The sequence below is a fragment of the Reinekea marina genome (assembly GCF_030409715.1).
GTDB classification, from domain to species: domain Bacteria; phylum Pseudomonadota; class Gammaproteobacteria; order Pseudomonadales; family Natronospirillaceae; genus Reinekea; species Reinekea marina.
Genome location: NZ_JAUFQI010000001.1, coordinates 2,676,125 through 2,688,523, shown reverse-complemented (window position 1 = coordinate 2,688,523; position 12,399 = coordinate 2,676,125). Strand labels below are relative to the sequence as shown.

At 45.0% G+C, this 12,399-nt stretch carries 16 protein-coding genes and 2 tRNA genes; 13 read left to right on the top strand and 5 right to left on the bottom strand.

Annotated elements, in window-relative coordinates; translation table 11 throughout:
* Positions 1-50: 50 nt before the first annotated feature.
* Positions 51-1,514, bottom strand: coding sequence for an adenylate/guanylate cyclase domain-containing protein (locus QWZ13_RS14680; protein ID WP_290282446.1), 1,464 nt, complete (start codon positions 1,512-1,514; stop codon positions 51-53).
* 106 nt (positions 1,515-1,620) lie between these two features.
* Between QWZ13_RS14680 and QWZ13_RS14675 the strand changes: the two genes are divergently transcribed.
* From QWZ13_RS14675 to QWZ13_RS14660, 4 genes are all read left to right on the top strand, one after another.
* Positions 1,621-2,202: a nitroreductase family protein gene (locus tag QWZ13_RS14675; protein ID WP_290282445.1), complete on the top strand. Its 582-nt coding sequence runs from the start codon at positions 1,621-1,623 to the stop codon at positions 2,200-2,202.
* A gap of 141 nt (positions 2,203-2,343) precedes the next feature.
* Positions 2,344-2,433: transfer RNA gene (locus QWZ13_RS14670), tRNA-Ser, on the top strand.
* A 9-nt stretch (positions 2,434-2,442) separates the two neighbouring features.
* Positions 2,443-2,519, top strand: a tRNA-Pro gene (locus tag QWZ13_RS14665).
* 74 nt (positions 2,520-2,593) lie between these two features.
* A complete protein-coding gene (locus QWZ13_RS14660; protein WP_290282444.1) occupies positions 2,594-2,722 on the top strand; it encodes a hypothetical protein in 129 nt (42 codons plus the stop codon).
* 1 nt (position 2,723) lies between these two features.
* Here the strand turns inward: QWZ13_RS14660 and QWZ13_RS14655 are convergent, their stop codons facing one another.
* The 3 genes from QWZ13_RS14655 to QWZ13_RS14645 form a co-directional block, all read right to left on the bottom strand.
* Positions 2,724-2,906, bottom strand: coding sequence for a hypothetical protein (locus QWZ13_RS14655; RefSeq protein WP_290282443.1), 183 nt, complete (start codon positions 2,904-2,906; stop codon positions 2,724-2,726).
* On the bottom strand, positions 2,890-3,144 hold the full coding sequence (locus QWZ13_RS14650; protein ID WP_290282442.1) for a hypothetical protein: 255 nt from the start codon (positions 3,142-3,144) through the stop codon (positions 2,890-2,892). The genes QWZ13_RS14655 and QWZ13_RS14650 overlap by 17 nt, the downstream gene beginning before the upstream one ends.
* 211 nt (positions 3,145-3,355) lie before the next feature.
* Positions 3,356-3,574 (bottom strand): hypothetical protein, encoded by a 219-nt coding sequence (locus QWZ13_RS14645; RefSeq protein WP_216001466.1) that lies wholly within the window; start codon positions 3,572-3,574, stop codon positions 3,356-3,358.
* Positions 3,575-3,759: 185 nt separating this feature from the next.
* On the opposite strand from QWZ13_RS14645, the gene QWZ13_RS14640 reads away from it, so the two are divergent.
* The gene (locus QWZ13_RS14640; protein ID WP_290282441.1) at positions 3,760-4,650 is read left to right on the top strand and encodes a hypothetical protein; all 891 of its coding nucleotides are present in this window, start codon (positions 3,760-3,762) and stop codon (positions 4,648-4,650) included.
* Here the strand turns inward: QWZ13_RS14640 and QWZ13_RS14635 are convergent.
* Positions 4,532-4,864: a hypothetical protein gene (locus QWZ13_RS14635; protein ID WP_290282440.1), complete on the bottom strand. Its 333-nt coding sequence runs from the start codon at positions 4,862-4,864 to the stop codon at positions 4,532-4,534. The two genes, QWZ13_RS14640 and QWZ13_RS14635, sit on opposite strands and share 119 nt — an antisense overlap.
* Positions 4,865-4,870: 6 nt before the next feature.
* Here QWZ13_RS14635 and QWZ13_RS14630 point away from each other — a divergent pair, with 6 nt between their 5' ends.
* The 8 genes from QWZ13_RS14630 to acnD all read left to right on the top strand — a co-directional run bounded on the left by QWZ13_RS14630 (position 4,871) and on the right by acnD (position 12,398).
* Positions 4,871-5,014, top strand: a complete 144-nt coding sequence (locus QWZ13_RS14630; RefSeq protein WP_290282439.1) for a hypothetical protein — start codon at positions 4,871-4,873, stop codon at positions 5,012-5,014.
* Positions 5,011-5,961, top strand: coding sequence for a S66 family peptidase (locus QWZ13_RS14625; protein WP_290282438.1), 951 nt, complete (start codon positions 5,011-5,013; stop codon positions 5,959-5,961). The genes QWZ13_RS14630 and QWZ13_RS14625 overlap by 4 nt, the downstream gene beginning before the upstream one ends.
* A gap of 92 nt (positions 5,962-6,053) precedes the next feature.
* Positions 6,054-6,299 (top strand): Rho-binding antiterminator, encoded by a 246-nt coding sequence (locus QWZ13_RS14620; protein WP_290282437.1) that lies wholly within the window; start codon positions 6,054-6,056, stop codon positions 6,297-6,299.
* Positions 6,300-6,327: 28 nt separating this feature from the next.
* Entirely contained in the window at positions 6,328-6,801 is a 474-nt protein-coding gene (locus QWZ13_RS14615; protein ID WP_290282435.1) for a GNAT family N-acetyltransferase, read from the top strand.
* 213 nt (positions 6,802-7,014) lie between these two features.
* Positions 7,015-7,686, top strand: a complete 672-nt coding sequence (locus QWZ13_RS14610; protein WP_290282434.1) for a GntR family transcriptional regulator — start codon at positions 7,015-7,017, stop codon at positions 7,684-7,686.
* Positions 7,687-7,697: 11 nt separating this feature from the next.
* The gene (gene prpB, locus QWZ13_RS14605) at positions 7,698-8,567 is read left to right on the top strand and encodes a methylisocitrate lyase (protein WP_290282433.1); all 870 of its coding nucleotides are present in this window, start codon (positions 7,698-7,700) and stop codon (positions 8,565-8,567) included.
* Positions 8,568-8,612: 45 nt separating this feature from the next.
* Positions 8,613-9,737, top strand: coding sequence for a bifunctional 2-methylcitrate synthase/citrate synthase (gene prpC / locus QWZ13_RS14600; RefSeq protein ID WP_290282432.1), 1,125 nt, complete (start codon positions 8,613-8,615; stop codon positions 9,735-9,737).
* Positions 9,738-9,806: 69 nt separating this feature from the next.
* Complete coding sequence (gene acnD / locus QWZ13_RS14595) at positions 9,807-12,398, top strand: Fe/S-dependent 2-methylisocitrate dehydratase AcnD (RefSeq protein WP_290282431.1); 2,592 nt, start codon at positions 9,807-9,809, stop codon at positions 12,396-12,398.
* Position 12,399 lies beyond the last annotated feature (1 nt).

Genomic DNA, 12,399 nt, shown 5'->3' with positions numbered 1-12,399 from the left:
GCCTAAAGAGTGCAGCCATAGCCCAAACCGGTCATGGCTGTCATTAAGTTTTACGGGATCGTTTTACTTACAACGGTTTTCTTCACTTTTTCTAAGGCCTCTAAAATACGATCTTTGTCGTAGTTTTTAATCTTTTCTAAATCTAGCGCCATTGAGAAGCCATCCATTTCAACTTCCGTAAAGGTTCGGCTACCGCCTAGGTCACGTCTAAAATCGATAACTTGATAAACAGGAACTGGACGTGAAAACCCTTTAGCTCGGATTTGCCCTTTCTCTTTGCATAATATCCGGTCTTGAATCAGTGAGTAGGTTTCGTATGAGACTAAAATTTCACCAGGTTCAGAGGCCGACTCTAATCGTGAGGCTAGGTTCACTTCTTTGCCGAGCAAGGTGTAATCCATTCGCGTTTCAGCACCAAAGTTACCCACTGTACAATACCCCGTATTGATGCCCATACGAATTTCAAGAGGGTGCTTAATGCCTTGCGCTTTCCATCGTTGTCGAAGTACTTTCATGTGTCGTCGCATTTCAATAGCCATCGACACGCAAGCTTCAGCGTCTTTCTTTACGCCTTTTGTTTCTGGGTCTCCAAAAAACACCATGATGGCATCACCGATAAACTTATCGATGGTGCCGCCATGCTTCATCACGATTCGGCTCATCTCGGTTAAGTAGGTGTTAATTAATTCCGTTAAGGCTTCAGATTCCATTTGTTCTGAGAGTTCACTAAAGCCTTTAATGTCACTAAAGAATACGACTAAGCGCTTTCGTGTGGTTTCTAATTTCACGTCACGTTTTCCGCTGAAAACGCTTTCCCAAACTTGTGGCGATAAGTACTTAGACAGTTGGCGAGATATGGTCCGATACTTTTCATTTTGTTGGTAGGCGTCTAAACGAGCAACTTTCAAACGACGGGCCGACTGATTGGTATAGTAAGCCGTAACGGCAACATACAAACCTGTACCAAATGCGGCTATAAACATCATTAATGTGCTGGTTTCATGAATCATGAAATTAGGTTGAATAGAATAGGATGCTGCTGCACCGCCAAATAGAAATAGTACACAGAGCAAATAGGCCATTGCGCCGCCCAAGGCAATAAAGCTGGCATTCGCCATGATGAGAATGAAAATGGTTGGTTCGAGTGGCAAGCCCATGACCGTTAAGATTGCACCGATAAAGAAGGCATCAAATAATATTAGGGTGTACCCGATTTGTTTTGGGTGCTGACGGCGAAGAGGCAAACTCAAAAAGCGAATAAAGGTTGGATACAATAAACAAAAGGCAACAACCAGTGAAAACAGGGAGGACATTGAACCAAACGAGATGCTGCTCACTAATGTGCCGGCCAATGTTAAATAAATGATCGACCGCGAGTTAAATTCGGCTGATATGGGCAGTACAGTAAAATCATCAAACAGTTCAAGCTCTTGGGTGACTTCATGTTGGCTTAAGTTGTTCGACTTTTGCTCGGATTTTTTAAGGGGGTGTTGGGGTGTTTTTTGCCGCGCCATCGAGTGCCTTCACTTCTTCTAATCTAATTATTATTGATTTTTTGCTATCATAGCGGATTTAGCTAAATAATGTATGATAAAACCAAATTAAATCATTGGCTTAACCATGACTATTAATAAAAACCCTGAATTCTTGGAAGGACTGCAAAATCGTGTTTCTCACGCCATTCTAACTGAACCTGCTCCAAATAAGTCTGTACTGGAGCAATGTTATAAGGCGGCATTTCGCGCGCCAGATCATGCTTATTTGAGGCCTTGGCGGTTTATTGAAGTGCGTGGCCAGCAAAGAGAGGCTTTGGGTGAGTTAATGGCAAAAGCTGTATTAGCAAACGATGCTGACGCTGCTGAAGCCGTTGTGGCAAAGGCACAAAAAGGTCCCCTGCGGGCACCGCTGGTGATTATTGCGGTGGCCCACATTCAAGATCACCCAAAGGTGCCGGCTTGGGAGCAGATAGTTGCGACCGGGTGTGCGGCTCAAAATATCGTCGCGGCGGCATACGCGCAGGGTTTTGGCGCCGTTTGGCGAACAGGCGCTTTGGCAGATTCAGAATATTTAGTTGAGGCTCTGGGTTTAGAAAAAACAGATAAAATTGTCGGTTTTTTATATTTAGGCACACCTTCGAACGATGATAAGCACATTCAGCGCTTGGTTGTAGAAGATTATGTTACCGAATTAAGCCTTAAATAACGGGTAACTCGTTGTTTTTAAAAATAAAACTTGCGAACTTAAGAATATTTGGGTAAAGTTCGCTCCCGTTTTCGAGAGGAGTCATTCTTTTGAAAACGAGGTGAGTCAGAGCTTATGTCATTAAGCCAACACTTACCCTTAGGTGAGTTGTCCGAGTGGCTGAAGGAGCACGCCTGGAAAGCGTGTATACGAGAAATCGTATCGAGAGTTCGAATCTCTCACTCACCGCCAGTTAAAAGTCGGAGCATAGCGCAGTTTGGTAGCGCATCTGGTTTGGGACCAGAGGGTCGGGGGTTCGAATCCCTCTGCTCCGACCAACTTTCCCCAGTTTGTTTCTATTTACTTCCTGTTTCTCATTTCAATCGCTGTTTATTACCCTGTTATTTTTGTTTTGCACCATTGTTCCGCCTTGATGGCTGGCTTCACTTCCGCGGGTCGCTGTTCGCGCTTCCCAGCGCCGCTCAACTTCGCCATCTATGGCTCAGATGCCCACTCCAGCAAAGCCACCCAACAAGGCTAACCTACAGCACCTCTCCCAAGTAGGAGCGCGCAAAGCAATGCCGCGAATGTTTTGACCTTACCCGCAGCCCGCAGCTTGAGGCCCACAGCCTAAAACTCATGGGTTGATTTCCGCTTTGGTGGTGCGTTCCACTTCCGTGGGTCGCTGTTCGCGCATCCCAGCGCCGCTCAACTTCGGCATCCATGCCTCAGATGCCCACTCCAGCGAAACCCACCACCAAAGCTAATCATCAGCATCAAACTCAAGTAGGAGCGCGCAAAGCAAAGCGAAGCCGCGAATGTGTTGGCTTTACCCGCAGCCCGCAGCTCGCAGCTTGAGGCCCGCAGCCTAAAACTCATGGGTTTATTTCCGCTTTGGTGGTGCGTTCCACTTCCGTGGATCGCTGTTCGCGCATCCCAGCGCCGCTCAACTTCGGCATCCATGCCTCAGATGCCCACTCCAGCGAAACCCACCACCAAAGCTAATCATCAGCATCACACTCAAGTAGGAGCGCGCAAAGCAAAGCCGCGAATGTTTTGACCTTACCCGAAGCTCGCAGCCCGAAGCCTAAAACACACCACCAAAGCGGTTTAAATATTTTGACCTTACTTGCAGCTAATAACTTGCAGCTTGAAGCTTGCAGCTAAAAAAAACCTAAACCCCAACCCTAAACACCCGACAATTCGCAATATCTTGCTTACAAGTCAGCAGCAGTAACTCTCTAAAAAGCCGCTGTATCTCGTGTTTTTGCTGCTCGCTTGGCTCGGACTCAGATTGGTAACTCCAATTCATACAAACACGTTTTGTCTGAGCATCAATAACTTGCAGCTGAGGTACGCCATTTTCTAACCAGGCATTGATGTGATAGCTCATAGGTGTTCCTTTAATTATTGTTCCTCGAATTCAAATGATAGTCATTCTCATTTGGGAGTCAAGTAGATTGTTCCTTTCGTAATCACCAATAATGAGCTTGTACTGCCACACATATTAAAATAACGTGGTGTAATCAAGGTGTGTTTAGTGTGAACATAATTGCGATGGATTGTTTTGGAGTTTAAATGACTAAAGAAGGTTTACTTGAATGTGCACTCTATAGCAGTGCTAGTATTCACCAGCCACATGCACTTAAGGCGTTTTTGGCGGCTAGTTTCCTTCAAACGGCATTTGAGCAAAACGATGCAATTTGGTCTCAAGTTAGTAAATTAATCTCTAAGAGTGAGTTAACCGTTACAGGGGAGTTCTCAGTTCAAGTCGAAGCGCCAAAATTCTCACAAGTGCGTATTGCGCGAATATTACAAAGCGGGATTTACCCTGCGGCTTATCAAGCTATGTGGCAGTGGCATGAGCAAAAGGGCTTTGAGAGTATTTTCGAGTTTTATGCTGATCTTGCTTCAAAGCAAAGCGATACCTTGTCACATAACATAACTATTCTGCTTGCGTTTAAATGTATGTACCCTCTGTTAAAATCGGGTCAAATTCCCGTGTTTTTAAATAGAATGACGGAGTTCGTCACTTCTACTTATTACATTCATAGTAGCTTTCCGATCAGCAGAAATTCAAAAGAGATTAGTCTATCAACTTTGCTAGATGCCTGTTTAAAGCAGCCTCATTTTTTTGGTCATAATCTAATATCATTAGCTTGGTTAATCCGGAGCAAAGAAACATTTACGCCAACACAGTTGGCTCAGATATATCTGCATTTGTACAACCAAGCAACATTACCTCTAGAAGACCCTGAAGATATGTTAGACGAAAGCATTCTTAAAAGCCTTGAGAGCAGTTCAGCAACTTTCCAACAAAATATTAATGCGTTAATTTTCGATGACTGCATTAATCTTCATCAGGTAACCTTAGCCGATGCTCTAGTATTGCTAGAAAAAGAATTCCCAAGCCATTCGAATGAAATAAATAAAATTGCAAAGTATTTCGCGGTATGGCTAAAAAACTAACCAAATAAAGTAGGAGCGCTCGAAGCAAAGCGAAGACGCGATTGTTTAAGTGTTTTGATTTTACCCGCAGCCCGCAGCCCGCAGCCGCAGCCCCTAGCCAACCTCGGCTCGTGCGGCCAGTTTCATTTTCGCGGGTCGCTTTTCGTGCATCCATGCACCGCTCAACTTCGCCTTCCTGGCTCAGATGCCCACAAAAATAAAACTGACCACACAAGCTAACTTGTTCTACCGCACTCTAGTTCAATGTGTTTTCATTTTCCATGCAGCATACAGCTTGCAGCCCAAATCCAAACCCATTGCATTTAAATGCACTTTGCGAGAAGCTGGAGTCCACCCAGCACTATCTAACAGGAGTATTCCGTGATCTACCCCGCACCCTTGAAACAAGGCTCTACCATTGCCGTTACTGCGTTCTCTTCAGGCGTGACTGAATCTCAAAAGCCTAGATTAGAGGCGGTGGTTGATGGTTTACGGGTGCAGGGCTTTAATGTGGTTTTTGGGCAGTGCCTCTTTGGTAATGAAAAGCATGTCAGTGCACCGAAGGAGGAGCGAGCGGATGAATTAATGCAGTTTTTATTGGACGACAATATTGATGCTGTTGCGCCACCTTGGGGTGGTGAGTTGGCGATTGAGTTGTTGCCTTTAATAAACTTTGAGCGATTAAAGAAAGCGAAACCTAAATGGATTTTGGGTTTTTCAGACGTTTGTACTATATCGGTTGCGCTTTATTCAAAGCTAGGTTGGGCAAGTGCTCATTGTTCTAATTTGATGGATTTAATAAGCACCTGTGAAGACGCTCTCACAAAACAAGCTTTAAATTATTTATCGCTACCTGCGGGATCGAATTTTACGCAAAATAATTCCGAAAAACACACACGGAAATGGCCAGATATTGAGAAAAACCCTAGTGCGTTTATTGTCGGAGATGAAACCACCCAGTGGATGTGGTTGGTGCCTCCTGAAAATGGTGAGTTTATGTCTGGAAGGCTTGTTGGGGGTTGCTGGGATATACTAACGCATTTAATCGAAACCACTTTTTTGCCTCTGTCAGTTTTTAAGGAGAGGCACTTGGAAGGTGTTTTACTTTATTTAGAAAATGTTGAAATGTCGCCTTGTGATTTAATTCGTGCAATTCACAGTATGATGTTTAGAGGTGTTTTTTCATCGATTAATGGGCTAGTTTTAGGGCGTAATTTCCGTGTTGATAAGCCGGAGGATGAATTAAGTTACCTCGATGTATTGCAAGCGCATTTAGCGAACAAGGGAATACCTGTTCTGTATGATGTCGATATTGGCCATGTACCCCCCTAATTTAACCTTAATTAATGGCAGTTACGCTGAAATTGGGTTAAAAGACAACGTGGGCTTTATTCATCAGCATTTAATTTAAAGAAGGGGTGGTAATGTTGAGTTGTGAGTACCACGATTACATTGAAATTGTTTGCATGTTTCGGTACCCAGTTAAATTAACATTGGTAACGGGTGACGTTATCTTGGGTACGGCCTTGGATACTGTGCGCAATGAGGCGAACGCGGAGTGCGTAAAGTTGACGTTAGACGATTCTGTTTTTTTACAGGAAATTGGATCGATCAAATCATTAGAGGTAACCATTGATAATCCTCATGTAAAACAAGTCAATTTTAAGTGAGTACCTAGTTGAACTTGAGGAATTTAATTTGATTCGGATATTGCAATCAGAGGATGCTTTAAGATATCGGTCACTACGGCTCGAAGCATTAAAACGCTACCCTGAGCATTTTGGGGTTGGCTATGAACAGCAATTAAGTCTGGATAAATTGTATTTTGAACGAATCATCGAAGAGCAATCAAATCAAGGGCTTATGTTTGGCGCGTTTGATGGTGAGCAGCTGGTGGGTATTTGCGGTGTTACCTTTGAAACAGAGCGTCAACTAAATTCGGGCGAAATAATTCAAATGTACGTTAAGCCTGAGTATCAGAATAAAGGCTTTGGTGCTCTGCTAATGAATGTCTTACTAAGCACCTGTAAATCGGCTAGTTTAAGTGCTTTGTTTCTCGAAGTGATGCCGCAAAATGCCCAGGCCATTCATTTATATCGGCAGATAGGGTTTACGCAAATATCCCATGAAAGCGCCAAGGGTGCTCCAATGTTAATGAGTCTTACTCTATAGGCCGTACCTAAGAACCAAAAAACTTAAGTAACCCTTCGAATCCTTATTGCCCATCCATTGGCTTTCAAACCACTAATCATCATAGGCATTTACGTGGCCTGCATTCTTTAACTGAGCCGTTTAACAGATTCTTCCCTCACCTCCACTTTATGTATTGTTAACAAAATTGTTGTAATTTTAGGATTAAAAGCGTATTTTTGCCTGAAAATATTAGTGATTGTTAACAATATGGCTGATTTATCCAGTGTTGAGAAAGTTTATCAGTATCTGTTAGAAGCTATTGTGAAGGGTGATTTAGCCCCCAATGCTCGCCTTCGGGAGACTGAATTGGCGGTAGAGCTCGGGGTAGGGCGTGGGCCTTTGCGTGAGGCAATTCATAAATTAGAAGCCCGTAAAATGATCACTAAAGTGCCAAATGTTGGCGCGCAAGTCATTGCCTTTGATGAACGTGAAATCCTTGAGATTTACCAGCTGCGTGAAAACTTGGAAGCGTTGGCCTGTGAGTTGGCCGCTAGGAATATGAGTGACGCTAAGTTGACGGAATTACAGTCTATACTGGAGCGCCATAAAGCCTATTTAGACAGTAATGATGGTCAAACCTATATTGACCAAGATCCTGATTTAGATTTTCATTTTTTTATCATTCAGTGTTCAGAAAACCAATGGCTTATTCGTTTATTATGCGATGAATTGTATCACCGCGTAAGAATGTACCGTTATCAATCAGCACACCAACGCAGTCGTCCGTCGAAGGCGTTAGAAGAGCATCAGCGCATTTTTCAGGCTTTATCAAATCGAGACGGTGAATTGGCCGCCTTACTGATGAAGCGACACATTCAAGCGGCTAAGCAACTTTTGCTTTCGTCGAACGACATACAACATTAAGAGGATTCCCCATGAGCGCAGGTTTAAAATTTCGTCAAGCTCTAGCAGCCCACTCACCACTCCAAATCGTTGGCGCGGTTAATGCCTACACTGCCATGTTAGCTAAGCGAGCAGGGCACAGCGCAATATATTTATCGGGTGGTGGTGTGGCTAATGCTTCTTTTGGGCTACCCGATTTAGGCGTTACTTCTATGAACGATGTTGTTGAAGATGCACGTCGTATCACAGCGGCTTGTGATTTACCGCTATTGGTTGATATCGATACGGGTTGGGGCGGCGCGTTTAACATTGCTCGTACCATTCAAGAGATGGAACGTGCAGGCGTTGCGGCGGTTCACATTGAAGATCAGGTTGCACAAAAACGCTGCGGACATCGTCCGAATAAAGAGATTGTCAGTAAAGAAGAAATGGTCGATCGCATTAAAGCCTGTGTTGATGCTCGCGTGGATGAAAACTTTTTTATCATGGCGCGTACCGATGCCTTTGCTCAAGAAGGGTTAGAAGCCGCACTTGATCGTGCAAAAGCCTGTGTTGAAGCCGGAGCGGATGGCATTTTCGCTGAAGCGGTTCATACCTTAGAAGACTATAAAGCCTTCACCGATGCGCTCGATGTACCTGTCCTAGCGAACATTACTGAGTTTGGGCAAACGCCTTTGTACAACCAAAAAGAATTAGGCGAGGTGGGCTGTGCCATGGTGCTTTACCCCTTAAGTGCCTTCCGTGCGATGAGCTTAGCGGCGCTGAATGTTTACAGCAGCATTCACGAAAATGGCGATCAAAAAGCGGTTGTCGACACCATGCAAACACGTATGGACTTATACGATGTGCTGAATTATCACGAATTTGAACAAAAGCTAGACGCACTGTTCACTAAAAAATAACGATCCGTTTTGATCTAATACTCATACAAAAATAAGGAGAACATCATGGTTCAAAAATCAACGTCAACGGCAGGCTTGCGCGGTCAAGTCGCTGGCGAAACAGCACTGTGTACCGTGGGTGTCAGTGGCAGTGGTTTAACCTATTGCGGTTATGATGTGGCCGATTTAGCCGCCAACGCCACCTTTGAAGAAGTCGCATTTTTGCTGCAACATGGTGAGCTACCGTCACAGTCCGAGCTCGATACCTTCAAGCAAAATTTGAAACAGCAACGTGAATTGCCGGTGGCACTTCGAGAAATATTAGAACGCATTCCTAAAACGGCGCACCCAATGGATGTGATGCGTACCGGTTGTTCGGCTTTAGGGGTGTTACAACCCGAGCAAAGTTTTGCCGAGCAAGACGAGCACATTGTGAATATGCTGGCCAAATTCCCAGGCATTATGAATTACTGGTACCACTTTCATTTCAGCAACAAAAAAATTGATACCGATTCAAACGCCGACTCTATTGCTGAGCATTTCTTAACGTTACTTTCTCAAACTAAACCAAGCGAGTTGCATATTAATGCCATGCAAGTGTCGCTCATTTTATATGCTGAGCATGAATTCAATGCTTCGACGTTTGCCTCCCGAGTTGCTGCGAGCACCTTAACCGATATCTACAGTGCCGTTACGGGTGCGATTGGAACGCTCAGAGGCCCACTGCATGGTGGTGCAAACGAAGCAGCCATGGCGTTAATCAGTTCATTTACAGACCCGGATGATGCCGAGAAAGGTTTAATGGCCATGTTAGCGGCCAAAGATAAAATTATGGGCTTTGGCCACGCCGTGTATCGCACCAGTGATCCACGCAGTGTCGTCATTCAAGAATGGGCGAAGAAGATCAGCGAAGAGGTGGGTGATACGCGTTTATACGATATCTCTGAGCGTTGTGAAAAAGTGATGTGGCGTGAAAAAGAATTGTTTCCAAACGCGGATTTTTACCATGCCTCGGCCTATCACCACATGGGTATCCCGACCGATTTGTTCACGCCTATTTTTGTTATGTCACGTGTTGCAGGTTGGACGGCTCACATTAAAGAGCAGCGTGCAAATAATCGAATCATTCGTCCGAATGCCGATTACATTGGTGAAGAGCCTCGCAAATATCAACCCATTTCTGAACGCTAAACCAAAATACAAAGCTGCCGTTATCGGTGGCTTTGTTGTTTAGGTTCATTCATTTATTTTGGACACATTATGAATACTGAATTTCGAAAGCAATTACCGGGCGCGAGTGTCGATTTTTACGATACTCGTGAAGCCGTAGAATCAATAAAACCGGGCGCATACGACACCTTGCCTTATACTTCAAAACTGTTAGCTGAAAACCTAGTACGTAAGTGTCCGCCAGAAGCCTTAACCGATTCGCTTAAGCAAATTATAGACAACAAACAAGACTTAGATTTTCCATGGTACCCAGCCCGCGTTGTGTGCCATGACATTTTAGGCCAAACCGCGTTAGTCGATTTAGCAGGCCTACGAGATGCCATTGCCGAGCGCGGTGGCGACCCTGCCTTGGTTAACCCTGTGGTACCTACGCAACTTATTGTTGACCATTCTTTGGCTGTTGAACACGCAGGTTTTGAAAAAGATGCCTTTGATAAAAACCGTGCTATCGAAAACCGCCGCAATGAAGATCGTTTCCATTTTATTAACTGGACAAAAAAAGCCTTTAAAAATGTCGATGTGATTCAGCCAGGCAACGGCATCATGCATCAAATTAATTTAGAAAAAATGTCGCCGGTGATTCACCATGTTGATGGCGTGGCCTTCCCCGATACCTTAGTCGGTACCGATAGCCATACCCCTCATGTAGATGCCTTAGGCGTCATCGCCATTGGCGTGGGTGGTTTAGAAGCAGAGAACGTCATGTTGGGTCGACCTTCCTATATGCGTTTGCCTGAAATCATAGGGGTGGAGCTTACCGGTGAACGTCAGCCAGGCATTACCGCAACCGATATCGTATTAGCCATTACTGAGTTTTTGCGTAATGAAAAAGTGGTTTCGTCTTACTTGGAATTTTTTGGCGAAGGCGCAGCTAAATTGACCATTGGCGATAGGGCCACCATTTCAAATATGACACCGGAATATGGTGCCAGTGCGGGTATTTTTTATATTGATGAACAAACCATCGACTATTTAAAAATTACCGGGCGTGAGCCAGAGCAAGTTCAGTTAGTTGAAGATTACGCTAAGCACACCGGCTTATGGGCCGATGGCATGAGCAAGGTTAAATACCAACGTGTGCTGCAATTTGATTTATCAACAGTCGGTCGTAATATTGCAGGCCCGTCAAATCCGCATCGTCGTGTGTCTACGGCCGATTTAGCACAGCAAGGTATTTCAGGCGCAATGGAGCCGCAAAGTGACAAGATGCCAGACGGTGCCGTTATTATTGCCGCCATTACCAGTTGTACTAACACCAGTAACCCTCGCAATGTTGTGGCCGCTGCACTGTTGGCTAAAAAAGCCAATGAGCTGGGTCTTGAACGCAAACCTTGGGTGAAAACTTCCTTTGCACCGGGCTCGAAAGTTGCTGAACTTTATTTAAACGATGCCCAACTGTTGCCCGAATTAGAGCAACTAGGGTTTGGCATTGTCGGGTTTGCTTGCACCACCTGTAACGGTATGAGTGGTGCCTTAGACCCAAGCATTCAGCAAGAAATTGTTGACCGTGATCTCTACGCTACGGCGGTACTTTCGGGTAACCGTAACTTCGATGGGCGCATTCATCCTTATGCGAAGCAAGCCTTTTTAGCCTCGCCACCGCTGGTGGTTGCTTATGCCATTGCCGGTACGATTCGTTTTGATATTGAAAAAGATGTTCTCGGTACCGATAACGCTGGAAACGAAATTCGCCTCAAAGATATTTGGCCAAGTGATGAAGAGATTGATGCCATTGTTAAAGCACACGTGAAGCCTGAACAGTTTCAAGAAGTGTATATTCCTATGTTTGACGCAACACCAGCGTTAAGCGAATCGATCAGTCCATTATACGATTGGCGACCGCAATCGACTTATATTCGTCGTCCTCCCTATTGGGAAGGTGCGCTCGCCGGGGAACGTGCTTTAAAAGGTATGCGCCCGTTAGCCGTGTTGGGTGACAACATCACGACAGACCATTTATCACCGTCTAATGCCATTTTAAGAGAAAGCGCGGCGGGTGAATACTTGCATAAAATGGGGTTACCCGAAGAAGACTTTAACTCTTACGCAACCCACCGAGGCGATCACCTAACGGCTCAGCGCGCCACCTTTGCCAACCCAAAACTGTTAAATGAAATGGTGCAAGAAGCTGGAAAAGTTAAGCAAGGTTCCTACGCACGCGTTGAACCTGAAGGCCAAGAAATGCGTATGTGGGAGGCGATAGAAACTTACATGGCACGAAAACAAGCGCTGATCATTATTGCTGGTGCCGATTACGGCCAAGGTTCTTCGCGAGATTGGGCGGCAAAAGGTGTGAGATTAGCCGGTGTTGAAGCGATTGTCGCGGAAGGCTTTGAACGCATTCACCGTACCAACCTTGTGGGCATGGGTGTGATGCCGTTAGAGTTTAAACCGGGTGAAAACCGAGCAACCTATGGCATTGATGGTACTGAAACGTTCGATGTAGAAGGCGAAGCTGCACCCAGAGCGGAACTGACCTTAGTGATACATCGCCGTAACGGTGACACCCTAAAAGTACCGGTTATATGCCGACTCGATACGAAAGATGAAGTGTTGGTTTATAAAGCCGGTGGTGTTCTGCAGCGTTTTGCCGAAGATTTCTTAGAATCAACAGTCGGTTAAA

Excerpts from the sequence above, each read along its gene's own strand:
- prpC (WP_290282432.1), top strand. The coding sequence starts at position 8,613 with ATGGTTCAAAAATCAACGTCAACGGCAGGCTTGCGCGGTCAAGTCGCT.
- QWZ13_RS14640 (WP_290282441.1), top strand. The coding sequence starts at position 3,760 with ATGACTAAAGAAGGTTTACTTGAATGTGCACTCTATAGCAGTGCTAGT.
- QWZ13_RS14680 (WP_290282446.1), bottom strand. The coding sequence starts at position 1,514 with ATGGCGCGGCAAAAAACACCCCAACACCCCCTTAAAAAATCCGAGCAA.
- QWZ13_RS14650 (WP_290282442.1), bottom strand. The coding sequence starts at position 3,144 with ATGGATGCCGAAGTTGAGCGGCGCTGGGATGCGCGAACAGCGATCCAC.
- QWZ13_RS14620 (WP_290282437.1), top strand. The coding sequence starts at position 6,054 with ATGTTGAGTTGTGAGTACCACGATTACATTGAAATTGTTTGCATGTTT.
- QWZ13_RS14645 (WP_216001466.1), bottom strand. The coding sequence starts at position 3,574 with ATGAGCTATCACATCAATGCCTGGTTAGAAAATGGCGTACCTCAGCTG.
- QWZ13_RS14655 (WP_290282443.1), bottom strand. The coding sequence starts at position 2,906 with ATGGATGCCGAAGTTGAGCGGCGCTGGGATGCGCGAACAGCGACCCAC.
- prpB (WP_290282433.1), top strand. The coding sequence starts at position 7,698 with ATGAGCGCAGGTTTAAAATTTCGTCAAGCTCTAGCAGCCCACTCACCA.
- QWZ13_RS14675 (WP_290282445.1), top strand. The coding sequence starts at position 1,621 with ATGACTATTAATAAAAACCCTGAATTCTTGGAAGGACTGCAAAATCGT.
- acnD (WP_290282431.1), top strand. The coding sequence starts at position 9,807 with ATGAATACTGAATTTCGAAAGCAATTACCGGGCGCGAGTGTCGATTTT.